The sequence below is a fragment of the Paenarthrobacter sp. NPDC089322 genome (assembly GCF_040684895.1).
Lineage (GTDB): Bacteria > Actinomycetota > Actinomycetes > Actinomycetales > Micrococcaceae > Arthrobacter.
Map to the genome: position 1 here is coordinate 21,077 of NZ_JBFBGW010000025.1, position 21,924 is coordinate 43,000.

Consider the following 21,924-nt stretch of genomic DNA (forward strand, 5'->3'; position numbering starts at 1 on the left):
CTGTGGATCAGTAATCCGGGTTGCTCGGCACTACCAGCCCGGTCTCATACGCGTACACAACCACCTGCACCCGGTCCCGCAACTGCAGCTTGCTGAGGATCCTGCGGACGTGCGTTTTTACGGTGGCTTCGGACAGGAAGAACTTGTGGGCGATCTCGGCGTTGGACAGGCCCTCGGCGATGGTGGTGAGGATCTCGGTCTCCCGCGGAGTGAGATCGTCCAGCAGGGGATCCCGGTGGGCAGTAGGGGAATGGCCGGGAACATGCGCCCCACGGACATACGTCTCCAGCAGCCTTTGCGTCACGCGGGGAGCCACCACTGCATCTCCGCTGGCCACGAGGCGAACCGCTTGGACCAGTTCAGCGGGGGCGACGTCCTTCAACAGGAATGCCGATGCTCCGGCCTGCAGTCCGGAGAAAGCATATTCATCGAGATCGAATGTGGTGAGGATGATGACCCGGGCTTCAGAACCCGAGGCCGAGATACGGCGCGTTGCCTCGATCCCGTCCATGGCGGACATGCGGACATCCATGAGGACCACGTCGGGTTCCAGTTCTTCAACCTGTTTGACCGCTTCGAGTCCGTCGGATGCCTCGCCCACCACCGTGAAGTCCTCTTCGCCCTCAAGGATGAGCCGGAACCCCATCCGCAGCAGCGGCTGGTCATCCACGAGCAGTACCTTAATGCCTGACACTATTCCCCCTTTTCACCGTTCCAGCGCAGCTCGGCGTGGACCGCCCAGCCTCCCCGCTTGCCTGGACCGGCAGTAACGATTCCAGCATAGATTCCGGCACGCTCCCGCATTCCGGCGATTCCCTGCCCCGTACCCACGCTGCCCACCGATTCCACGCCACCCTCACGGGTGCCCCGGCCGTCGTCGAGCACGTCTATGGTGACCAAATCGCCGTCGCGGGCCACCTGCACGTCAACGCGACTAAGCGAGCGGCCGTAGCGAAGGACGTTGGTCAGCGATTCCTGGACAATCCGGTAGACAGTGAGCTCCAAAGCGGGATCCGCCGGCAGGGCAGGCCCGGTGTGGGCATAGTGCAGCGGCAGGCCGGCGGTGCGGAACCCGTCCAGCAGCTTGGTCAGGTTATGCCCCGATTCGAGCGGCGTGAGCGGCGCGGGCCGGCCGGAATCGTCGCGCAGCACGCCAAGGACCCGCCGCATATCCGCCAGGGCGGCGCGGCCGGTCCGGGACAGCTCACTCAGGACGTCGCCCGCGCGGTTCGGGTCTTTCTTGACCACAACTGCGGCACCATCGGACAAACTGATCATGACCGTCAGGGAGTGCGCCACGACGTCGTGCATTTCGCGGGCGATCCGGTTGCGTTCGGTGACCTTGCCGAGTTGTGTTGTCCGCGCGGCCCAGGCGGCGATTTCGGCTTCATGCTCCCGGCGCTGACGCACCGAAATACCGATACCCGTGGCCAGGAGGTTGGACAACATGATGGTCACGGCGGTGGCAATGTTGTTGATCAGGTGGAAGTTCTCGGGAACGTCCTGCAGGTTGTCCATCTCGCTGGGACTCGTCCACATGAACAAGTACAGAAGGCTCAAAGGCAGGCTGGCAGCCACGAAGACCACCAAAGCGAGTGCACGACCCCTGAGGGATGCAACCGCGTAGAGAGCGAACCACAGGCCGGCCGAAACGTTGGACCCCCACGGGTTCAGGATGGTCGCCGCCACTTCCAAAAGCGCGACGGCGACAACCACCTGAACCGGGAACAGTCGCCTGAGAGACAGCGCAGTCGCGTTGAGCAGCAGGATTGCGACGACGAGCCACTTGCCGTCGACGATCGAGCCGATACCGGTTGGCAAAGCCAGCAGAACATAGCAGAGCACCACCACGGCATCCATCGCGCGGGGGCGCTCAAAAAAGTAACGCCGGATGCGGCCCCGACGGCGCTGTGCAATCTCGGCGAAAGACGCGTCGGCGGTGGCTGCCGACACGTCTTTCGCCAGTGGAACTTCTGTCATGGAACTGAGCCTGGACTCCCGCCTGACCTACACGTCCCGCTTTTTCAAGAGGAACATCGCCAAGACCACTGGGACAATAACCCACGCGCCGAGTACCAGCGCTGCTTGCCACGCTTCCAGCGTTTCAGGGACATGCTCGACGGCGGTCATCGGGTTGATCGTGCTGGTGGGAAGGTACTTGTTGGCTTCCTTGAAGAAGTCGCCGGGGATGAGCTGGAAAGCGATGGGAGCAACGAAGAACAGACCCACCAGGCTCATGATGCCGCCGGCAGAGTTCCGAACGATGGTTCCCAGCGCCATGCCGATGGCTGCAACGGCCGCTACGTAGATGCTGTTGACCAGCAGGAGCTTGACGGATTGCGAGCTGCCAAGGTCCAGCTTGAGGTCGTAATTGTCCACGATGGGGAGCGATACAAGGCCGCCGATGTACGCCGAGACGGCGGTCAGGATGAAGGCGCTGACAACTACCACGATGAGCTTCGCCAGGAACGGCGAGATCCGCTTGGGAACGGCGGCGAAGGTGGAGCGTGCCATGCCTGTAGTGAATTCGGAGCTCATCAGCAGGACGCCCAGGGACCCGAGGATGAGCTGGGCGAACGAGATACCCGACGTGGGAATGGTGACCGCGAGGTCCCCGCCCTGGGCGGCCATCGCCGCTGCGACTTCGGGATCGGAGGCTGCCTGCTCTGCAAACTGTCCGGTCCCCCACGCGGAAAGGGCTGCGAAGCCGACCATGACCAGGGCCGTGGAGGCCAACAGGATCAGCGTGGAAAGCAGTGTGCGGAACTTGATGAACTCGGAATTCAGTACGCGGTGGAATGCCGGTCCCGGACCAACGGAGTTGCGGCTGGACCTGCGGTCCAAAGTGGTGGTGCTCATGTCTATTTCCCTCCGGCCTGAGCGGGAACCGAGGCCCCGGTGGTGATGTGCGAGTGGTATTCGACCTCGTCCTTGGTCAGCTCCATATAGGCTTCCTCGAGGCTTGCCTGAAGCGGCGTCAGCTCGTAGATCATGACCTGGTTATCCAGGGCAGCCCGGGCGATCCCACGCGGATCCAGTCCGGAAACCTCCAGCAGCTCACGTTCATGGATCTCCACGGAAACACCGGTTCCGGCGAGCAGTTGCATGAGCCGTTCAGGCTGGTCCGTGCGGACGCGGGTACGGGCCTGGCCCTTACCGGTAATGATCTCGGTGATGGGTGCGTCGGCAATGATCTTGCCCCGGCCGATCACGATCAGGTGGTCCGCCGTCAGCGCCATTTCGCTCATGAGGTGGCTGGACAGAAAGACCGTGCGACCCTCTGATGCGAGGTACTTGACCAGGTTGCGGACCCAGACCACGCCCTCCGGATCCAGGCCGTTCACCGGCTCATCAAGGATGATGGTCTGCGGATCGCCCAGCAGCGCTGCGGCAATGCCCAGGCGCTGACCCATTCCGAGCGAGAATCCCTTGACCTTCTTCTTGGCGACATCGCCCAGGCCTGTCATTTCGATGACTTCCCGGACACGGCTCTTGGGGATGCTGTGGGTGGCAGCCATGGCCAGCAGGTGGTTGTACGCCGTGCGGCTCGTGTGGACTGCCTTGGCATCGAGCAGGGCCCCGATTTCACGCAGGGGCGCCAGGTGGCGAGCGAACGGTTCGCCGTTCACCGTTACGGTTCCTGCCGTGGGAGTGTCGAGCCCCATGATCATGCGCATCGTGGTGGACTTGCCGGCACCGTTCGGGCCAAGGAAGCCCGTCACCCGTCCGGCCTCGACAGTGAAACTGACACCGCCTACGGCGGTCTTCTCGCCGTAGACCTTCGTCAGGCCTTTTGCTTCGATCATGGAAGCGTTCCCTCCTCGGGGCACATGTGTGCGGATGAGCTTTGACTGTACGTACAACGCTAGTCAGGGACGGAAGGGAAATCGCCTGTCTCAGGGATGATTCAGGGTTCAGTCAGGGTAGTCCTCCCGGATGACGCGCCGCGAACAGCCACCCATCAGTCCTCCACAGGAAGCGGCGAGTACACCCGCAATTCACGGTTCTTCACGGTGAACTGCGCCTTCCGGACTCCGGGTTTCGGCTCGCCATCCACGGCCAGGACCAAGGGCTGGCCGACCGCCTCAACAGTGACGGTAGTCGCCTCGGTCAGATGCGTAACCCTCGAAGCGGCAACGGTTCCCGTCACCACCGCCCACAGCAGCCGGGCACGGGCAAACGGTTCATCCGCAGTGATCATCCGGACGTCAAAAACGCCATCGTCCAGCACGGGTCGCCGCAAGGGAGCATGGTCGCTGGGATAGTACCGGCCCCGCCCCATGTAGAGGATCCACAGCTTGTGCCTCACGCCGTCCACGGTCAGCGTGGTGGGGGAGTTCGCAGCGAATGTACGCAGCGATGCCAGCAATCCGGCCAACGGCTTTCCGAGCGCAGGCTGCAAACGTTCACGCCTTCGCACCAGATTCGGATACACGCCGACGCTTGCCGTGTTAAGCATGGACAACACCATGGGTTCCGGCATATCCGGCAGGCCCCGCTCCAAGGCAACGTGGCCGAAGTCCACCAGGGCGGCCCTGCCGTTGGTTACGGCGTCAATGGCGTCCTCGATGGAACTCGTGCCGAGGTCCCGCGCGAAGTGGTTGAGTGTCCCGCCCGGGAGGACCAGGAGGGGCAGTGAATGCTCGACGGCGGCAGCCGCCGCAGTGCCCACCGTTCCGTCACCGCCCCACACACCCAGCGCAACGATGCCGGGCCGGGTTGCCACCGCGTTGATCTCGGCCGCGACATCCTCTCCCTCGGCAATTTTGTGTATATACGCTTTGGGGAATACCACTTGGAGAAGCTCGCCGGTCTCCGGTGAGTAGGAGCCTCCCAGGACGTTGACAGCGATACCCAGCCCCTCGCCGTCGGCAATTGCCGGCGCGGCGGCGGGAGTGCGGCGCGGCTTCGGCTCAGGTGGCTTGGCCGGCCACCACGTCCGCGTCAGCAGCGCTGCGCCGGCCCCAAGGGCAGACCCGAACACCACGTCAGAAGGCCAATGCGCTCCCGTATGAACCCGAGAGTAAGCCACCCCGGCCGCGAGAGGCGCGAGGGTCAGTCCAAGGACAGGAGAGACAAACGTGACTCCCGCGGCAAAGGCCACCGCCGACGCAGAATGCCCGGACGGCATGGAGGAACTGATGGGCTGGGGGTGCACAAAGCGGAAGATGGGGAGATGTTCCGGTAGCGGCCTGCTCCGGGGGAGTGCCTTCTTGAAGATCAGGTTGGTCACTCCGGAGGCAACGCCCAAGGCAAGGAGTCCATGCAGCGCGGCGCGGCGGGGCTTTCCAGGGACCGTCGCCATCATGCCCGCGATGCCGAACCAGAGCTTCCCTTTAGTGGCCGCTGCAGAGAGCCGACGGAAGAAGTCGTCGTGGTTCCCCTGCGGCTGGCGCGAAATCGCCCGGACAAGGAACTGGTCCAACCTCGACACGTGTTTGGGGCCCAAGCCCAGGAAGCGTCGCATTGAACCAATGTATCCCTAGTCTTCCGGTCCGTCCCTTACCCCGCCGACAACGCTCCATTGGTCCTCATTCTTGGTGGCTACCATGTAGTAATGATCCGCCTCCTGCTTCCGCGCCAACGGCCGAGTTGGCAGATCATCACGCCGGCTGTGCTCTTGTTGTGCGCGTTCGCAGTCCCCGGCGGCATGATCCTGCTTGGCCAAGGCGAGCCTGCATTCAATCAGGTGGATACGACGTGGCAGGCGTACGCCTTTACCTTGCACTCGCCTTTCGGTGATGCCGTGAACGCCGTCCTCAACTGGGCCGGCTATGTGGGCATCCTGGTTTTCCACTTCATCCTTGTGATTGCCCTGTTCATTTGGCAGCGGCCAAAGGCGGCGCTTTTTTCCAGCGCTTCAGGCCTGACCGCCTTGGCCCTCACCCAATTGGCCAAGGCAGTGGTGGGCAGGGACCGGCCTCATGGCGCGCAGGTGCTCACCGATACAGGTTCATACCCATCGGGGCATGTATCGGCCACCACTGCGTTCCTGGTAATCCTCGTGCTCCTCATCGGCCGAACGTGGATGAAGGTAGTGGCGCTGGTTGGCATTCTGGTGATGATGGTCAGCCGGACCTACCTGCTTGCCCATTGGCTCAGCGATGTGCTGGGTGGGGCATGCTTGGCTGCCGGAACCGTGCTCCTCTTTTGGGCAGCCTTCCGGAATGTATGCATCAAGGAGAATGAAGAGGCTGACGGCCTTACCGTTTGGCAGGCAAAGGCCTTGCGACGCCGGCAAGCAGCAGGGCCACGAGAATAGGCGCACCGATGGCCAACAACGCCAGATGGATTCCGGTGTGATCGCCCAGGTATCCCAGCAGCGGCGGGCCGGCCAGGAACGCGACGTAACCGATGGTCGATACCACGGAGACCCGGGCTGCAGCATGCTTGGGGTCGTCAGCGGCCGCAGACATACCCATCGGGAAAGCCAAGGCCGCGCCAATCCCCCAAAGGGCCGCACCGATGCCGGCCAGGATCACGTTGCCGGCGAAAACGAAAAGCCCCAGTCCCAGCGCCGCGGCGGCCATGCTTGCCCGGAGCACTGCAACTCGGCCGAAGCGATCAATGACTTTGCCGCCCAGGAACCTCATGGCCGTCATCGCAGCCACGAACAGTGCAAAGAGCAGCGCCCCGGTCGCTTCGGAGGCTCCCAGGCCGTCAACTGCCGCCTTCGCGATCCAGTCATTGCCGGCACCCTCGGTGAGGGTCGCGCCCAAAACCACGACGCCGATGAGCAGCGTCCTGCCGTCCCGCCAAGCCGAGGGTCCCTTGCCAACCGGCGCGCCGCCGTCGTGCGTTTCCGAAACCGCGGCCACATGCGGGAGGAAGTACCGCGGTGCCGTGAGGGCAAGCGCCACGGCTACCGCGGCGATCACCAGCAGATGCTCCGGCAGCCCTACACCCAACTGTGAGAGTCCGGCGCCAATCAACGCGCCCACAAAAGCACCGCCGCTGAATGCTGCATGGAACTGCGGCATGATGGTGCGCCGAAGCCGGTGTTCAACGTCGGCGCCTTCGATGTTTTGGGCGACGTCCCAGAGCCCAATACCGATGCCGAAGAAGAAAAGCGCAATGGCCGTTGCCGGTACCGAGCCGGCCATCAGCGAGAACGCAATTGCCGCTCCCGCGGCACCTGCAACAATGCCCGCAACGCGCACAGTGTTGGCCGTTCCGATCCTGCCGACCACCCACCCCGCTGACGGGAGCGCCATCAGGGACCCGACAGCGGTGCACAGAAGAAGGGTACCCATCTGGCCCGACGTAAGGCTCAAGGCCTCGGTCACCGCCGGGATCCGTGCCGCCCAACTGGCGAAAACCAGGCCATTCATGCCAAAGATCAGGAACGTGGCCACCGCAGCGGCATTGACGTTCGAGGTGGTCTGGGTGCTGGTGGTCATGCGATCACAACTTCCACGGAGAGTTTGTCGAGCCGGGCAAGATCTTCAGGGGCAAGGTTCAGGTCTGTCACGATGACGTCCACCGTCTCCATGGCCGCAACCAACGCCACTGCGCTGGCATTCCATTTGCTGCTGGAGGAGGCCACGATGACCCTCGACGCCGATTCCAGGCCGGCGCGCTTTACTGCGGCGTCGTCGAGGTCGTGCGCCAGGAGCCCGTCCTTGAGGTTCAGGGCGCAGGGTGTGACGACGGCGGTGTCGAAACGAAGCGAACGTATGTTGGATTCAGTCATGGGCCCGCGGAAGGATTGCTCACCGGCGATGAGGCGTCCTCCGGGGACGATGAGTTCGGGTCCGCGGCCGGAGGCGCTGTCCGTGATTGCCTCGACTCCGTGGAGGGACATGGGCATCACCGTAAGCTGACGATTACTCAGGCGCCGTGCAATTTCGGTGGCCGTGGATCCGCTGTCCAGCCAGACGTGTTCGCGGTCCCGCAGCAACGAATCCACGGCTTTGGCAATCCTGAGCTTGGCGTCATGTTCTTCCAATTCGCGTTGGCCATAGCCGGGGTTGTCACCACGGGCCAGCAAACTGCGGGCTCCGCCGTGGACGCGTTTGAGGACTCCGTTGCTTGCCAGGATTTCGAGGTCCCTGCGGATGGTGGCTCCCGAAGCACCACACGTTTCCACAAGCTCGTCAACCGAAATTTCTTCCCGCGTGCGCAGCAGTTCGCCAATGAGCCGGTGGCGGTCAGCAGTTCCCATACTTCAACGGTAGCAAGATTTGCTCACTTAATCATGCCGGGTGATCATTTGCTCATCCAACGCTCTCTCACCTATGGCCGCAAATGTGGGAACGCTCCTGCAGTTGGTGCAAGAGGGTTGCCCTCAAGGGGGTCATAGATGAGAGAGGGTGGGGACTACCGGGCGCGCTCCACCCGCTTCTCGTCCCACACGGGTTCCTCCGACTCATACACCTTGCCGTCGGAGCCGAAAACGAGGAAGCGGTCGAAGGACTTTGCGAACCAGCGGTCATGCGTGACCGCCAGAACCGTCCCCTCAAACGCATCGATGGCACGCTCCAATGCCTCGCCGGAGTGCAGGTCCAGGTTGTCGGTGGGCTCATCGAGGAGCAGCAGCGTAGCGCCGGACAGTTGAAGGAGCAGGATCTGGAACCGCGCCTGCTGGCCGCCCGACAATGACTCGTACTTCTGCTCCGACTGGCCGGCCAACCCGTAGGAATCCAAGGCCCCTGCCGCTGCTTCACGTGGAAGGCCGGAACGGTGTTCATCACCCCGGTGCAGGATCTCCAGCAAAGTCCTGCCCAACAGATCAGGGCGGACGTGCGTCTGTGCGAAGAACCCGGGCCGGATGCGGGCACCCAGTTTCACTGTCCCTTCGTGGGGCACCTCGGCGATCACCACATCAGAAACAGGCAAGTGCTCCCTCTCCGGGTCGGTTCCACCGGTGGCGAGAAGGCGCAGGAAGTGGCTCTTGCCCGAGCCGTTGGAACCGAGCACGCCAACACGGTCGCCGAACCAGATCTCCGTGGAGAACGGCTTCATCAGCCCTGTCAGTTCGAGCTTCTCGGCCACCACGGCACGCTTCGCTGTACGGCCTCCTTTGAGCCGCATCCGGACATTTTGCTCGATGGGCAGTGCTTCCGGCGGTCCTGCCTCCAGGAACTTGGCAAGGCGGGTCTGCGCAGCCTGATACCTGTTGGCCATGTCAGAGCGGAACGCGGCCTTGTTCTTATACATGTTGACGAGTTCCTTGAGCTTGACGTGCTCCTCGTCCCAGCGCTTGCGCAACTCCTCGAACCGCGCATTTCGATCGGCCCGGGCCTCGACGTAGGAACCGAAGCCGCCACCGTGAATCCACGCACCGGCACCGTTGATCCCCGGCTCGAGAGTGACGATGCGGCCGGCAGCGTTGTTGAGGAGCTCGCGATCGTGGCTGATGAACAACACGGTCTTCTTGGACTCGTTGAGCTTGCCCTCAAGCCAACGCTTGCCCGGCACGTCAAGATAGTTGTCGGGTTCGTCGAGGAGCAGCAGCTCGTCCGGTCCCGCAAAAAGTGCTTCCAGAACCAGTCGCTTCTGTTCACCACCGGACAGGGTGGAGGCTCGGCGGAATTGGGCTTTATCGAAGGAAATCCCGAGCGCGGCCATACAGACTTCGTCCCACACAGTCTCTACGTCGTAGCCACCGGCATCGCCCCAGTCCACAATGGCCTGGGCGTACCGCATCTGGGTGGGCTCGTCGTCGTGCTCCATCATGGCGAGCTCGGCTTCTTCCACAGCCTTGGCCGCTGCGGCGAGACCTGGTTGGGCTGTAGAGACGAGGAGGTCGCGGACGGTTGATTCGTCCCGGACCTGACCCACGAACTGCCTCATGATGCCCATGTTGCCCGAGCGTCCCACTGCCCCTTCATCGGGTGTGAGGTCACCGGCGATGATCTTGAACAGTGTGGTCTTGCCCGTGCCATTGGGACCGATCAGCGCAGTTTTGGTGCCGTCGGGGACCTTGAAGGTCACGCCGTTGAGCAGTTGGGTGCCGTCGGAGAGGAAGTAGTCGATGCCGGAAACGTCAATATGGGCCACTGCCCAATCTTCCCACGGCCCCGTATAGGCCCGGTATAAAGGCCCGACGGCGGTACGCGTTGCCTTCCGTACGGCCACGCTCTACCGTGAAGGGACGGTCAGCTAAGAGCAGGTGCGGGTATGCGAGCTACTTCCCGGTCATCGCTCCGCTTGTTGTTGTGCTTCCTGGCGGTCGCCGCTCTGGCCGGCTTCGCACGAGCGGACACGCATGCCGAAGCTCCAAGTGCACCCGAAACCGCGTATGAAACCTTGGACCTCTTCCTGCAGGACCAACTTGATTCCCTGGGCCTTCCCGGCGCGGCAATCGTTGTCGTCCAACACGGCGTCCAAGTCCACTCTGCCGCGTTCGGCAAGGCCGACGATTCAGGGCGGCCCATGACGCCCCGCACGCCGGTACTCCTGGCTTCAACGTCCAAGTCCCTCACTGCCATTGCGGTGATGCAGCAGGTTGAGGCCGGCCGGCTGAAGCTTGATGAGCCCGTGCAGACATACCTGCCCTGGTTCACCCTGAGGGACAGCAGGTCCTCGGCCATCACGGTTCGCCATCTCCTCCATCAAGCCAGCGGCATGGCTTCAGCGGACACAGCTTTCGAAGCCTCCGACGCCCAGAGCCCGGGTGCCTTGGAAGAGGGCGTCCGCGCACTTTCGCGTGCCAATCTGGCGAGGACTCCCGGCGAATCCTTCGGTTACGCCAATGCCAACTACAACATCCTTGGCCTCTTGGTACAGACCGTGTCCGGCCGGCCTTTCGGTGACTACATGGAAGAGAACGTTTTTGGGCCCTTGGACATGACCCACAGCCATCCGACGCGGGCTTCTGCGCTCCAGGACAACGTTGCAGCCGGGCATTCGCTGTGGTTCGGCTCGTTGTGGCGCCAGACAGAGGTACCCGCACCCAGCACCGGCATGCCGTCCACCACCATGTACTCCTCGGCCGAGGACCTGGGTCATGAACTGATGGCCTTGCTCAACCGTGGCCAGTACGGTGACACCCGGATCCTGAGGCAGGAAAGCGTCGACGCCATGTTCCGGACCGGAGTCTCCGTGGACGAGTCCAAAGGGTATGCCATGGGTTGGTTCACCCGTCCGCTCCAGGAAGCCGCGGACCCAGCAGATCAGGGAAGTCCGGAGAGGGAATTGCCGCTGCTCCTGGAGCATCAAGGCGAATGGGGCAATTCGCACACGTACCTTGCCATGGTTCCAGCGTCCGAAATCGGGGTCGCCCTTGTCATTAACGCCAATGACACTTCAGCGCCTTCCCGGCTCAAGGCTGTGGACACCAACATTTTGCGGATCCTCCACGGCCAGGCTCCGATGCCCACGGTGGTGCAGGAGGACTGGCTCCAGCGCTATAGCTGGGCGGTTTCGCTTGGCCTGCTGCTGGCGGAGTTGCTGAGTCTGTGGCTTACCCTGTCACTTCTGCTCCGGAAACGGCTGATCCTCCGGAAGCGCACTCCGCCTTCAAAACCGGGACAGCAGCGCTTGCGGCAAGCCCTGGCCCTGGCCGCCGGGGCCCTTGCCCTCGATGGCTTCGCTCTGTGGCTCTGCTTCGTTTACGCCCCCGCACGGTTTGATACTCACCTGGCCGTTATCGTCCGCCAATTCCCCGACGTCGGCGCCACCTTGGTACCGGTCCTCGCCTTGGCGTTGGTCTGGCCTGTCCCGCGGACGGTCTGGCTGCTGGCTACAGGGCTAGCCCGCCGCAGTGAGGAATGACTTCAGCAGCGGCCCGCTGGTAGTCGCACCGAGCCCACCGTCCTCGACGAACACCGCGACTGCCAGGTCCCCGTGGGTCGCGACAATCCATGCGTGCGTCTTGGGCGGATCTTCGTTTCCAAACTCTGCGGTTCCCGTCTTGGCACCCACAGGCGCGCCGGGAACCTCCATGAGGAAGCCGGCGTGGCCGGACGTCACCACTGCCCGCATCATCTCGGACAGCGCGGCGGCTTCTTCCTTGGTAATCGGCTCGGCGGAGGCGGGCGAAGCGGGAGCGGCGCTTGGCGTTGCGGAAGCTGACGACGGCGGTGCGCTGCCGCCTTCCGCGGTGGCGGTACCGGCGTCGGGGTTCTGCGGGTCTGTATCGGCAGCATCCGCGTTCAGGACAAGCTGCGGTGACACCGGCGCGCCGTTCGCCACGGATGCAGCCATGACTGCCGCTGACAGCGGGGAGAACAGGACCTTCCCCTGGCCGATCATGGATGCGGCGTGTTCCGTGCCTTGAGCTTCAGCGGGTACGGAGCCCAGGAAGGCGTCGGCGCCGAGCTTGGGAGCTTCAACCGCCACACCCAACGCCATGGCCGCAGACTCCAGTTGGTCCTGGCTGACGGTGTCCCGCGCATTGATGAAGGCTGTGTTGCAGGAGTGCGCGAAGGCGTCAATCAGCGGCACCGACCCGAGGGAGCTCTCCGGGTATCCTTCGGCATTCTTGAACGTGCGGCCGTCCACAGTAAGGGTGGAGGGGCATTCGACCGTGGAGTCCGGCGTGGCACCATTCCGGAGCATGGCCAGCGAATCGACGATCTTAAAGGTGGAGCCAGGAGCGTACTGGCCGAGCAAGGCTGTGTTGTAGCCGTTGCTGCCAGGTCCCGAGGCCGCGGCCAGGACAGCGCCCGTGGAGGGCTGGAGGGCAACGAGGGCGGAAGCCGGGCCAACCCCGGCCAGCGTTTCCTCGGCAAGCTGCTGGAGCTTCAGGTCGAGAGTGGTCTTAAGGGTTGTGCCGGGCACGGGAAGGGATGAGAACAATACCTCGGTGCCGGGGGTCTGCCCCTCGGCCTTCGGCGCGCTGGCGACCACTTCCACGCCGTCCTTGCCCCGCAGGAGGGAATCGTATTTCTGCTGCAGTCCGCCGGTTCCTGTCGTGTCACCTGCGCGCAAGGCACCGTTGGACTTTTCGATCTGTTCGGCACTTGCTTGGCCTACGCTGCCCAGCAATGCGCGGGCGAACGTCCTGGTGGGAGCCAGCGCCATGGAGTCCAGGATGCTCGCGCCGCCTGGAATCGCCTCAATTTTGGCTTCTGTGATGTCAGCCGTGTAGGCCCGGAGGACGATCCCTTCCACGAATGCCTCGGGTCCGGAGCCGGCTACTTGCTTGGCGTACTCTTCGGCATCCAGGCCCAGCAGGTCAGCCATGGCACGGGCGGACGCGTCAGCCTGTTCAGCGGGAACCTTGGTTTTATCGATGCCTACCCGGAACACCGGCCGGTCCTCCACAATCGGTGCGTCGCCGGCACCGAGGATCTGTCCGCGCTGGGCAGGGACCGTCTTGACGGACAGGGTTTCGCCCTCGGAGAGCTGGGGCGCCAGGAGTGCCGGACTCCACTGAACTGCCCACTTGTCGCCCGATTTCTTCAGCGTGGCCTCGGAACTGTACTCCCACCTGGCCGAGCCGATGTTCCAGCTGTAGTTCAAGGGGAAGGTGGCAGTGTCGCCGTCGAGCTTTACGTCGCCCGAGGCAACCGAAGGATTGGCATCGAGGCCCGCGAACACAGCTTTGAGTTCGTCGTTGGCAGCGGCAGCGTCCTTGCCCTCAACGGTGAGCTGCCCGACGTCGAGCGCCGCCAGGGAGGAGGCGAGCTGCTTGGCGGCTTCCTCCGCACCCGCGCGGCCGTCATCGCAGCCGGTGAGTAAACCGGCCGTCACCACTGTGACCAGGCCAAGGACAAGTTTCTGTAGTCTCCCCATTTGCGCCATTATGCCCGGTTCCCCTGACAGTTTTCTCCCCGTGCCCACAACCCGGACCGACCCAACTGACTCGCTGTTGTGGTTGTTCCAGCGTTCGGAACAGACACTCCTGCGAGTCAGTTGAGTCACGTCGACGGGTCAGCCTATGGTGCGCACGTGAACTTGGCATCACCCCAGACACCGTGCGCGCCGTTAATGGAACCGGACGGGTCCACCACGAGCTCGGCGTACGCGGCGCCGGTCAGGTCCACGGAGACGGACTCGGGCGCGAACCCCGGAGTGTAAGTCCGCGACTGGTACTTGTTCACGCCGTCGGCATTGACCTTGAAGATGATGTTGCCGCCGAAGCCGCTCTCAAGACCCACCTGCGAGGTAAACGAGGTGCATTTCCCGCCGAGGTAGTACGTAATTTTGGACGGCGCATGCACGCCCAACCCCTTGCTGAACACTGGCTGTTGTCCGGTAACGTGATCCGTGTAGTTGATGGCCAGCGGCTTGTCCGGAGACGCAGCAGAATCCTTGTTCGCCACGTTCTTGCCGATCACACCGTAGCCATTGAGTGCCTGGACCCAAGGAGTTTCGGAGGCGTAAACCGTTCCCCGCGGCGCCTCAGGAAGCGGCTGGGACACCACCTTCCAGTCGAAGAACTTGACCCTTGTGTCCGTAGGCAGAGTGACGGACGCAAGCTCCTTGGTCGGATTGAGCCGGACCGTGTTGGAGAAGGCCTGGTACTTGTACTGCGTGTACTCCGGCGACGGCCCGTTGGCGTTATTGCGGCCCTGTTCCGACACCGCCACAACGGCGCCGTTCAGCGCGGACGGCTGCAGCCAGTTGGGGAAGAAGATGGACTGCTTCTCCATGCTTCCATCGGAATATGCCAGCGTCAGCGTAGGACTGGTGCCGTTGCCCACCGCAGCCGATCCAAGAACGGCGAGGTGCGTTCCTTTCCCCTTGACCGCAATGGTCTGGGCTGAGAGTGCCACAGAGTTGGGAACATCCGGTCCGACAGCCGGCCAGGTGTAATCAACCTGCGTGGGCTTCCCCGCATCCACCGTCACGGTGCTACCCGGCCGGACGCCGCCTGACGGAACCGTAGCGACAGCCAGCTGCTCGGCAGCGAAGGTGGCCCCTCCGCCGTCGAAGTTTCCAAGCGCCTTGCCGGCAACAGTGGTCACCGAGACCGTGTTGAAGGCGGCAGCGAGGGATCCGTACGCGACGTAGAGGCTGTTGCCGCCTGTCACCGATTGCTCGCTCGAGTCGGCAGCAGCGTACGACGCCGAGACCCGCACGGTCTGTTGTCCCGCCTCCGCGCTGGAGCCGGGGGAGACGACGAACGTGGCCGTAGCAGTCGCGCCGCCTTCCACTGTTGCGGCTGTTGTTCCGGAGGAACTGAGAACAGTCCAGCCCTCAGGCAGAACGGGAGTCATGACCACGTTGCTCTTCGGCTTGGTCCCGGTGTTGACGAACGCCGCGGTGACCGTGGTTTCCTGGTCTTGGAACACCTGCTGACCAGTGGTCACGCGGACCTCCGCGGCGAGGGCTTCCTGGCTCTTGCCGCCCAGCGGTCCTGCCTGCTGAAGCTGGACGACGGCGGTCCTATTGGAAGCGATGGAGCCTGTCTTTACCCAGATAATGCCGCCGTTGACGTCCTCGAAAAACCAGCCCGCGTCGGCGGCCTCATAGGCAGCTTTGGTGGGGAGCTCAGTGAGCTTGGCGCCACCGATCTTTACTTCCTTTGGTGCGGCGCCAGCGTGCAGCTTGACCTGGTACGGGCGTGTTGCGGCCTTGCCCGTGTAGTCGCCCTTCCGCTCGCCGATGGATACCTTGACGCTGCTGTCGCCCGTACCGGGAGCGTCCACCTCGAAGAGTTGCGTCGAGGACTTGCCATCCTTGTATTCCCGGGTGACTTTGTCATCCTCGTAGAGCGTGAAGCTGTCCTTGCCCTTGGCATAGACGTCAAGTGTGATCATGGAGTCTTCCGGAACCAAGGACGCATTGCGTGCCACGATTCCCTGCGGGATGACCGCTCCTGCCCGGACAAACACAGGCAGCTTGTCCAGCGGGGCGTGGTGGGCGTTGAGGATCTGGCCGCCTTGATAGAGCTTGCCCGTCCAGTAATCCACCCACTGCTCGCCCGCGGGAAGAAATATGCCGTTCCGGACATCTGTTTGTGTGAAGACCGGAGCAACCAGGAAATCCGAGCCGAGCATGAACTGGTTGTTGGCCTCGGAACCGTAGGACCACTGCTGGTCCGGGAATTCCAACGCCATGGAACGCATCATGGACACACCACTTGTAGACGACTCCTGGGCGAGCGTATAGATGAACGGCATGAGTTGCTGGCGCAATTGGAGATATTGCCGGTTGATCGCCGTCGCCTCGTCTCCGTACAGCCACGGACGCTTGTCCGTCGCGGCCCAGCCGGACATCGAGTAGAGCGCAGGCGCAAAAGCCTTCCACTGAAGGTCGCGGACGTAGGACTCCGGCGAGCCACCGAAGATGCCGTCAACGTCGCCCGTGGTGAATGCCAGACCCGAGTTCCCCGCTCCGGTGAGGGCCGGGACCTGCCAGCGGACGGCGTCGAGGTTTCCTGAATGGTCGCCCGTCCACTGCATACCGCAACGCTGGGAGCCGGCCCATCCCTCCACCATGAGCGACGTTCCGCGGGCGTTCGAGTACTGCTCGATGCCGCCGTGCGCAGCCTCGCAGCCGGTGAGTGCTTGGCGGTAGCCCTGACCTACCCACGCGACATCGAGCTTGCGGAGCCTCACGCCGGCTTCGCCAACTTCGTACTCCTGGTTTGTCAGGGAACGCTGCGTCCACAGGCCGACTTTGAGGTCCGTTTCTTCCTCGATGTTGGCCACGGTTTCCGGGAGTTCCTGGTACTCGCAGCCGTAGCCGTCATTGACCAGCATCCAACCGGCGGGCATGTCGTTTTCCACGAACTTCCGGGCGGTCTTGATGGCGTCCGGTGTGCGCTGCTTGGCGCCGTCCGGGTCCCCGTAACCGGAGGAAGAGTAGCCGGGGTTGGAGCGGTTGTAGCAGTCCGCGTCGCCATATTCGAGGGCGTAGACGGGAGGCATCATCGGCTTGCCGGTCAGCGTGGTGTAGGCGTTGAGGGACTGCTTGTAGTCGCCCACGAAGTAGTAGGCGTCGAAGCGCTTTTCCTCGTGGGTTGTGGTTGCCTGCCCGGCGAAGTTGTAGGAGCCGCGCGCGAAGGTGTCGCGCAGGACGCCGTACCCCTTGGAGGACATGTAATAAGGGACGGCGTTGGGATAACCGTCATCGTCCCAGTCGAAATTCCTGGCGATATTGATCAAGGCGCCGGTGTGGACGGATCGGCCGTTCTGCATGCCGCCGCCGATGAATTGCTCGCCGTCCTGCTGCGCGAGGTGCTGCGTGGCTGAGTTGGCACCGAAAGTGATGGGTGCAGATTCTTGCAGGACCAGCGTGCCGTCAGCCCTGAGGACGCGCAGTTGGGTGGTGGCTTTGTTGATCTCCACGCTGATCTTGGCCGTCTTCATGATCAACCAGTCGCCGTCGGTGATGCTCGGAGTAACGCCCGGGAACTTGTCCTTGCCCACCACGATGTTGGCGGTCCGTGCCGGGTCGTCTTGGTCTGTGTTGGCGGGATCGGTGAACGTGCCGCTGGGATCGGCTTCCAAACGGAAGTTGCCGTCATCAAGGAACGTCACGCGGATGGCGCCTTTTTCTGCAGCGAGTTCGACGACGTTTCCGGACTGGGTGAAGCCTGTCACTGATCCGAGGGGTACTCCGGATGCGTCCACAGGGACTTCCGGTGTGACGGGTTTGATGGCGGAGGGATCGCCCGGCGCCGCAGTCGCGGCAGGGGCAAAGGTCAGTGCCGGGATGGTTCCAGCGAGCAGGAGCGAAGCCAGGCCAAGCGATAGTGCTTTCTTGAAGAACCTGGTGCAGCCGGCATGGTTTGGGGCAGCGCCGGACAGGCCCTTGAGGGGTGCGGACATAGGGTGCCAACTTTCGACGAGTGATAGTTTGTGATCTAACCCATAGCGAAACGTGCACTAATCGTCACTGCTTCGAAGCGAAAGGTCAACCGTTTAACCAAACTTGGCACCCAACTGAGTCGCATTTGAGCGCGTTTAGACCCATCAAAACGCGCACTATTGCGACGTACTTGGGTCAGCGCCCGCGGATGATCCTCCGCTTTGTGGCCACGGCAATGGCGGCCGTTCGATTGTCCACGCCCAACTTGGAGTAGATGTGCACCAGATGCGTCTTTACCGTGGCCTCGGAAATGAACAGCTGCTTGGCAATCGCCCGGTTGCCCATGCCCGTTGCCAGGAGTTCCAGCAACTGCACTTCCCGCGCACTCAGCGCCGGCGAAGGATTCCGGATCCTGCCCATCAATTTCGCCGCTACTTCCGGAGCCAAGGCGGTTTGCCCCGCGGCCGCAGACACCACGGCCTGCAGGATCTGTTCGGGCGGAGCGTCCTTCAGCATGTACCCGCTGGCGCCAGCCTCCACGGCGGCGAGGATGTCAGCGTCGGTGTCGTACGTGGTGAGAATGAGCACCGGCGGCGGGGGAGTCCCCGCTTCTCCGGCCTTGATTTTCTGCGTGGCTGTCACACCGTCCATGCCGTCGCCCATTTGCAGGTCCATGAGAACCAGGTCTACCCGCTCCCCGAGCGCCTTGAGCCTGCCCAGCTCGGCCAGCGCCGCATCACCGTTGGCAGCCTCCGCAACGACGCTCACCGCGGGAAAGTCGCCAAGCATTGCGCGGAGGCCCGCCCGGACAACTGGATGATCGTCCACCAGTAGGACCCGAATCCCGGTCACGCCGTAGCTTCCCGTGCGGGCAGCGGCACACGGACCGCCACCACCGTTCCCTGGCCCGGCGCCGACTCAATGTCCAGGCTCCCCTCGAGCGCAACCAGCCGCTCCCGTAGACCGGAAAGCCCGACGCCGGTACCGTCGCCGCGCGCTGTACCGGCCTCCGTCGAGGGTTCAAAACCGACACCGTCGTCGAAAACGTCCATGGTCACCTCCGAGTCGAGGAAGGACAAGGTCACGACGGCGGCACTTGCGTGAGCATGTGCCCAGACGTTCGCGAGGGACGCCTGCGCGGCCCGAAGTAGGGTGGTCTGGTAAGTGTTGGGTAACTCCACCGGCGTACCGACGAGCTCGAATCGGCATCGTAGCGAGGTTCCACGGGCAGCTGCCTCGGTCTCAGTCTTGGCGCACAGTCTGCGGAGCGTGTCCACCACGCCAGACTCCCGAAGATCCGGCGAACGCAGTCCCCGCACGAAGCTGCGGGCCTCGGCAAGGTTGGTCGAGGCGGTGTCCTGGACCGTCCTCAACTGTTCCCTGGCCGTGAAAATGTCTCCGTCGCCCAACGCCTTCTCAGCGGCTCTGCCCATCAGCACGATGCTGGAGAAGCCCTGCGCCAGGGTGTCGTGGATTTCCCGGGCCAGCCGCTCGCGTTCAGCCAGGACCCCGGCATCATGCTGGGTTTGTGCCAGTTCGGTGCGCGTACGGCGGAGGTCGTCAGCCACCAGGCGCTGGTTTTCGGCCTCCACAAACAGGGCACGGTACGCCAGCCCGGTGACCACGGCGAAGCCAGCCCCGAGGATGGGTCCCAAGGCCATCGCAAGCTGCAGCCCGCCGTCGGCCGTTCCCCCGCTGTGGAACCACAAGCCGCCGATCACCAAGACCGTAGTTACTGTGATTGCAGGCAGCGCCAAACGTCGGGGCAGAAGGTGCAACTGCAGGAAGAACAGCGGAAACGCCAACCACGCAAAGTCGCCGCTGACCAGAAGGAGCAGGAGCCATAACAAGGTCACTGCACCCAGCCACCAGCCGGCGAAACGCGTGGGATCGAAGCGGGAGGAGTCGATGGCGTGGCGCTTCTCCAGCACGGTTCCCGCGAGATAAACGAGGGCCAAAACAGTTGAAAGAGTGAGGCCTGCGGCGATGGCAAGCGGGGAAGGCGCCCTGCCAACCCCTGTGACCAAACGGATCACCGCCACCAGCAACAGCACAGCGAAGCCGACATGGAGGCTCACCCGCAGTACGCGGAGGATCGCGACCGCGCCGGAGGGAGTCCCGCGGGACCCTTCAGGGACCACGAGCGGCATTGACTGCATGCTTTCCAGCGTATCCCTGCGATCGCATCGCACCGGCGAAAAGTGCTTCCCCGGGCTTGAATCAACCATTCGGATGATCGGCATCCCAACCACTTGATCAGCCCTTATCCATCCGTTCCCTGATGTTCTGCAACCTCAGCTTCGGAAGAGTTGATTGGGCCGGGACCAAGCCCGCCATCAACAGAAGGACTCCGATGTTTCTCGCCATCCGCGACATCCGCTTCGCCAAGGGCCGCTTCGCGCTCATGGGCGGCGTTGTCGCCCTCATCACCCTGTTGCTCGTCATGCTTTCCGGACTGACGGCCGGGCTCGGCAACCAGTCGACGTCGGCAATCGCCGCCTTGCCTGCACAACAGATTGTCTTCGGGGCACCTGCCGGGGGTGAGCCGAAGGCCTCCTATACAGAGTCTGAAATCTCGGCTAGGCAGCAAGAGAAGTGGCGCGAACAACCGGGAGTCGCCGCCGTGGAACCCTTGGGGATCAGCCAGTCGCGCCTCCAATCGTTGGCCGAAGACGGAACGGCCAGCGGCACCGCGAACGTTGCTGTCTTTGGCGGAGGATTGGCACCTTCCCCTGTTGCTGAAGGGACCGTCGTCGTGGGTGAAAGCCTGGCGAAGGAACTCGACTTAGCCGCCGGCACTAGCATCCGCGTGGGCGGAACTGCCCTGACTGTCTCCGACATTGTGGAGGACCAATGGTACTCCCACACTGGCGTCGTCTGGACGACTCTGGACACCTGGCGGACCATTGCGCACGCCGCACCGGGTACAGCCACGGTCCTCGCGGTCACTTACGACGCCGGTAGTCCGGTCAGCGTCGACGCCGCCAACGCTTCGGCCGGCACTGTGAGCACCGACGTTGCGGACTCGTTCCAAGCTCTTGCCTCATACAAAAGCGAAAACGGATCCCTCATGCTCATGCAGGCATTTCTCTACGGGATCTCGGCCCTGGTGATCGTAGCGTTCTTGACGGTCTGGACAGTCCAGCGCACACGGGACATCGCTGTACTCAAGGCCCTGGGCGGTTCGTCCGGCTACGTTCTCCGGGACGCACTCGCTCAAGCGGCCGTCGTGCTCGTGACCGGCGCGTCTTTGGGTGGCGCCTTGGGGTTCGTCGGCGGAGCCCTCGCAGCGAAGGCCGCACCGTTCCTGGTCACCGCGACCACCACACTGCTGCCCATCGCCGGAATCATTGTCCTTGGTTTGGCCGGCGCGGTCCTCGCCGTTCGTAAGGTCACCCGAGTGGATCCCTTGCTTGCCCTCGGCGGCAACTAAGCAAACCCGACACATCCCCTGAAAGGCATACATCATGAAAACCGGCCTTGAACTCCTCAATGTCACGCTTGAGTACGCGGATGGCGACTCCACGGTGAAAGCGTTGGACGCCGTCAGTCTCTCGGTTTCCAGCGGCGAATTCCTGTCCCTGGTTGGTCCGTCCGGATCAGGAAAGTCGTCGCTCCTGGCAGTGGCAGCCACACTTGTGCGACCAACATCCGGTGCCGTCGTGATCGACGGTTCGGACACCTCCACCCTCAACGAGGCAGAACGCACCGCCCTGCGGCGTGAAAAGGTGGGCATCATCTTCCAGCAACCCAACCTGCTTCCCGCACTGACCGCCGTCGAGCAGTTGCTGATCCATGAGCACTTGCGGGGCAAACCGGTCCGGGAGGTGCGCCGCAAGGCGGAGGAGTTGCTCGACGTCGTGGGCTTGGCGGGCTGTTCGGAAAAGAGGCCGCATCAGTTGTCCGGCGGTCAGCGGCAGCGGGTCAACATTGCCCGTGCACTCATGGGCAGCCCGTCCCTCCTCTTGGTGGATGAGCCGACGGCCTCCTTGGACCATGAGCGCAGTGAGTCGATCGTCAGGCTGCTGCGCCGGATGACGGACGAGTTCGGGACGGCGACCGTCATGGTCACGCACGACACCGAGTTCCTGCCTTTGACCGACGAAGTCGCGACCATGCGGGACGGACGAATCAGCCGCGCGTTGGTGCCGTCCGCCTATCCCAACTAGGTCGCATTTGTGCGACTCTTCTATGGTTGTCAACGTAGCGACGGTTCGAGGCTGTTGGCGTTGAGTGTGCGGTAGATCCGTCGGGCGAGGTAGCGTTTGACGCACC

General features: G+C 63.3%; 16 protein-coding genes. 4 read left to right on the plus strand and 12 right to left on the minus strand.

Annotated features, from left to right (window positions below; translation table 11 throughout):
* Positions 1–7: 7 nt before the first annotated feature.
* The 5 genes from AB0N65_RS19050 to AB0N65_RS19070 all read right to left on the minus strand — a co-directional run bounded on the left by AB0N65_RS19050 (position 8) and on the right by AB0N65_RS19070 (position 5,467).
* Positions 8–697: a response regulator transcription factor gene (locus AB0N65_RS19050; RefSeq protein WP_364165336.1), complete on the minus strand. Its 690-nt coding sequence runs from the start codon at positions 695–697 to the stop codon at positions 8–10.
* Positions 694–1,980, minus strand: coding sequence for a histidine kinase (locus tag AB0N65_RS19055; protein WP_364165294.1), 1,287 nt, complete (start codon positions 1,978–1,980; stop codon positions 694–696). Before AB0N65_RS19055 ends, AB0N65_RS19050 begins: the two co-directional genes overlap by 4 nt.
* Positions 1,981–2,007: 27 nt before the next feature.
* Positions 2,008–2,859 carry an ABC transporter permease subunit gene (locus AB0N65_RS19060; RefSeq protein WP_364165297.1) on the minus strand — a complete coding sequence of 284 codons (852 nt, stop codon included), beginning with the start codon at positions 2,857–2,859 and terminating at the stop codon, positions 2,008–2,010.
* A gap of 2 nt (positions 2,860–2,861) precedes the next feature.
* Complete coding sequence (locus AB0N65_RS19065; RefSeq protein WP_364165300.1) at positions 2,862–3,806, minus strand: ATP-binding cassette domain-containing protein; 945 nt, start codon at positions 3,804–3,806, stop codon at positions 2,862–2,864.
* 155 nt (positions 3,807–3,961) lie between these two features.
* Complete coding sequence (locus AB0N65_RS19070; protein ID WP_364165302.1) at positions 3,962–5,467, minus strand: phosphatase PAP2 family protein; 1,506 nt, start codon at positions 5,465–5,467, stop codon at positions 3,962–3,964.
* Between the two features lie 90 nt (positions 5,468–5,557).
* Between AB0N65_RS19070 and AB0N65_RS19075 the strand changes: the two genes are divergently transcribed.
* On the plus strand, positions 5,558–6,262 hold the full coding sequence (locus AB0N65_RS19075) for a phosphatase PAP2 family protein (RefSeq protein WP_364165304.1): 705 nt from the start codon (positions 5,558–5,560) through the stop codon (positions 6,260–6,262).
* Here the strand turns inward: AB0N65_RS19075 and AB0N65_RS19080 are convergent.
* The 3 genes from AB0N65_RS19080 to AB0N65_RS19090 form a co-directional block, all read right to left on the minus strand.
* Positions 6,204–7,400: an MFS transporter gene (locus tag AB0N65_RS19080; RefSeq protein ID WP_364165307.1), complete on the minus strand. Its 1,197-nt coding sequence runs from the start codon at positions 7,398–7,400 to the stop codon at positions 6,204–6,206. The two genes, AB0N65_RS19075 and AB0N65_RS19080, sit on opposite strands and share 59 nt — an antisense overlap.
* Positions 7,397–8,164: a DeoR/GlpR family DNA-binding transcription regulator gene (locus AB0N65_RS19085; RefSeq protein ID WP_364165310.1), complete on the minus strand. Its 768-nt coding sequence runs from the start codon at positions 8,162–8,164 to the stop codon at positions 7,397–7,399. Before AB0N65_RS19085 ends, AB0N65_RS19080 begins: the two co-directional genes overlap by 4 nt.
* A gap of 155 nt (positions 8,165–8,319) precedes the next feature.
* Positions 8,320–10,002, minus strand: coding sequence for an ATP-binding cassette domain-containing protein (locus AB0N65_RS19090; RefSeq protein ID WP_364165312.1), 1,683 nt, complete (start codon positions 10,000–10,002; stop codon positions 8,320–8,322).
* A 120-nt stretch (positions 10,003–10,122) separates the two neighbouring features.
* Between AB0N65_RS19090 and AB0N65_RS19095 the strand changes: the two genes are divergently transcribed.
* Positions 10,123–11,718 carry a serine hydrolase domain-containing protein gene (locus tag AB0N65_RS19095; protein ID WP_364165315.1) on the plus strand — a complete coding sequence of 532 codons (1,596 nt, stop codon included), beginning with the start codon at positions 10,123–10,125 and terminating at the stop codon, positions 11,716–11,718.
* Here AB0N65_RS19095 and AB0N65_RS19100 read toward each other — a convergent pair.
* The 4 genes from AB0N65_RS19100 to AB0N65_RS19115 form a co-directional block, all read right to left on the minus strand.
* A complete protein-coding gene (locus AB0N65_RS19100) occupies positions 11,695–13,683 on the minus strand; it encodes a penicillin-binding transpeptidase domain-containing protein (RefSeq protein ID WP_364165318.1) in 1,989 nt (662 codons plus the stop codon). The genes AB0N65_RS19095 and AB0N65_RS19100 overlap by 24 nt on opposite strands.
* A gap of 143 nt (positions 13,684–13,826) precedes the next feature.
* Positions 13,827–17,669 carry an NPCBM/NEW2 domain-containing protein gene (locus AB0N65_RS19105; protein ID WP_364165321.1) on the minus strand — a complete coding sequence of 1,281 codons (3,843 nt, stop codon included), beginning with the start codon at positions 17,667–17,669 and terminating at the stop codon, positions 13,827–13,829.
* A gap of 175 nt (positions 17,670–17,844) precedes the next feature.
* Complete coding sequence (locus AB0N65_RS19110; protein WP_364165323.1) at positions 17,845–18,501, minus strand: response regulator transcription factor; 657 nt, start codon at positions 18,499–18,501, stop codon at positions 17,845–17,847.
* The gene (locus AB0N65_RS19115) at positions 18,498–19,808 is read right to left on the minus strand and encodes a sensor histidine kinase (RefSeq protein ID WP_364165325.1); all 1,311 of its coding nucleotides are present in this window, start codon (positions 19,806–19,808) and stop codon (positions 18,498–18,500) included. Before AB0N65_RS19115 ends, AB0N65_RS19110 begins: the two co-directional genes overlap by 4 nt.
* Positions 19,809–20,002: 194 nt before the next feature.
* Here AB0N65_RS19115 and AB0N65_RS19120 point away from each other — a divergent pair, with 194 nt between their 5' ends.
* Positions 20,003–21,082 (plus strand): ABC transporter permease, encoded by a 1,080-nt coding sequence (locus tag AB0N65_RS19120; RefSeq protein WP_364165327.1) that lies wholly within the window; start codon positions 20,003–20,005, stop codon positions 21,080–21,082.
* Between the two features lie 34 nt (positions 21,083–21,116).
* Positions 21,117–21,818 carry an ABC transporter ATP-binding protein gene (locus tag AB0N65_RS19125; RefSeq protein WP_364165330.1) on the plus strand — a complete coding sequence of 234 codons (702 nt, stop codon included), beginning with the start codon at positions 21,117–21,119 and terminating at the stop codon, positions 21,816–21,818.
* Positions 21,819–21,924: the final 106 nt, after the last annotated feature.

Bases quoted from the DNA above. Each gene is read 5' to 3' on its own strand.
- AB0N65_RS19100 (WP_364165318.1), bottom strand. From the start codon at position 13,683: ATGGGGAGACTACAGAAACTTGTCCTTGGCCTGGTCACAGTGGTGACG.
- AB0N65_RS19120 (WP_364165327.1), top strand. From the start codon at position 20,003: ATGTTTCTCGCCATCCGCGACATCCGCTTCGCCAAGGGCCGCTTCGCG.
- AB0N65_RS19095 (WP_364165315.1), top strand. From the start codon at position 10,123: ATGCGAGCTACTTCCCGGTCATCGCTCCGCTTGTTGTTGTGCTTCCTG.
- AB0N65_RS19105 (WP_364165321.1), bottom strand. From the start codon at position 17,669: ATGTCCGCACCCCTCAAGGGCCTGTCCGGCGCTGCCCCAAACCATGCC.
- AB0N65_RS19060 (WP_364165297.1), bottom strand. From the start codon at position 2,859: ATGAGCACCACCACTTTGGACCGCAGGTCCAGCCGCAACTCCGTTGGT.
- AB0N65_RS19055 (WP_364165294.1), bottom strand. From the start codon at position 1,980: ATGACAGAAGTTCCACTGGCGAAAGACGTGTCGGCAGCCACCGCCGAC.
- AB0N65_RS19125 (WP_364165330.1), top strand. From the start codon at position 21,117: ATGAAAACCGGCCTTGAACTCCTCAATGTCACGCTTGAGTACGCGGAT.
- AB0N65_RS19075 (WP_364165304.1), top strand. From the start codon at position 5,558: ATGATCCGCCTCCTGCTTCCGCGCCAACGGCCGAGTTGGCAGATCATC.
- AB0N65_RS19085 (WP_364165310.1), bottom strand. From the start codon at position 8,164: ATGGGAACTGCTGACCGCCACCGGCTCATTGGCGAACTGCTGCGCACG.
- AB0N65_RS19080 (WP_364165307.1), bottom strand. From the start codon at position 7,400: ATGACCACCAGCACCCAGACCACCTCGAACGTCAATGCCGCTGCGGTG.
- AB0N65_RS19070 (WP_364165302.1), bottom strand. From the start codon at position 5,467: ATGCGACGCTTCCTGGGCTTGGGCCCCAAACACGTGTCGAGGTTGGAC.
- AB0N65_RS19065 (WP_364165300.1), bottom strand. From the start codon at position 3,806: ATGATCGAAGCAAAAGGCCTGACGAAGGTCTACGGCGAGAAGACCGCC.
- AB0N65_RS19115 (WP_364165325.1), bottom strand. From the start codon at position 19,808: ATGCAGTCAATGCCGCTCGTGGTCCCTGAAGGGTCCCGCGGGACTCCC.